This is a genomic window from Mesorhizobium sp. M7A.F.Ca.MR.362.00.0.0 (assembly GCF_004023175.1).
Lineage (GTDB): Bacteria > Pseudomonadota > Alphaproteobacteria > Rhizobiales > Rhizobiaceae > Mesorhizobium.
In genome coordinates, this window is the sequence record NZ_RZTF01000822.1 from 1 (window position 1) to 908 (window position 908).

The 908-nt window shown below is 63.3% G+C and carries 1 protein-coding gene; it reads right to left on the reverse strand.

The window, feature by feature from the left end:
- Positions 1-898: type IV secretory system conjugative DNA transfer family protein (locus EOC06_RS37960; RefSeq protein WP_164899033.1), on the reverse strand; the 898-nt coding region annotated here is incomplete at its 3' end.
- Positions 899-908 lie beyond the last annotated feature (10 nt).

Genomic DNA, 908 nt, shown 5'->3' on the forward strand with positions numbered 1-908 from the left:
CCATCTGCTCGCGCCGAAAATCGAGATAGAGCGAGACCCGCTCGCTCTTGAGATTGCGGATGTCGAAGGAGCTGCGCGCAGTTGCCCGCATCAGCCGCTCGTTCAGGAAGGGCGCCATGCCGGTGCGCACGCCGGCATAGAGGCCGGAAAACTGCTTCTCCGCCATGTCCGCATAGGGCAGAAGCGTCTGCAGCGTGAAATCGGACACTTCATGCCGGCGGGTGTCACGCAGGCTCGCCAGGAACTCCAGGATCGGCTCGTCGGCGCCGTTCATGATTTTGAGGATGGTGGCGAAGCTGCGGTTTTCGTCGGCAATATTCGGCGACTCCATGACGTAAGAGGCAATGCCGGTGAAGAGGAGGCGCGCATCGTTGACCCAATAAGGATCGGCGTTGGCGGGCGGGCGCGGAAAGAGCGCGGCCGCCATGTTGCGCAGGTCGATGTCCCGCTGAGCCGAATCGAGCGAAATGAAGTCCATCGGGTTATAGAAGGCGGTGTTGCCGTCGCGGTCGGCCGGCGCGAAGCGGACGACCTGACTGAAGGTGGCCCGGTGGCCGGCTGTCGCCTCATAGGTCTCGCCGCGCAGATCGAGCACGACCAGCGAATGGGGCCACATCAGTGCGTTGGGGATGATCAGCGCTGCGCCTTTGCCCGATCTGGGGGGACCAATGACGAAGCCGCCGACGTCGTCGCCGTCGATCCAAAGTTTCTTGCCACCGCGAACTCTTTGGCGCGTCAGACGCAATTTGCCGGTGCGCCGATCGTGGTGCGGGGCAAAGACGTTGACCAGTCTGCCGCCGGCGCGTCCAATGAAGATCCCCTTGGGCTTCAGCAGGCCGGCGCGGCGAACGTCCGCCATCGACATGAATTTGGCGTCGTTGCGCTTGGGTGGCCGCATCAAGAATGCG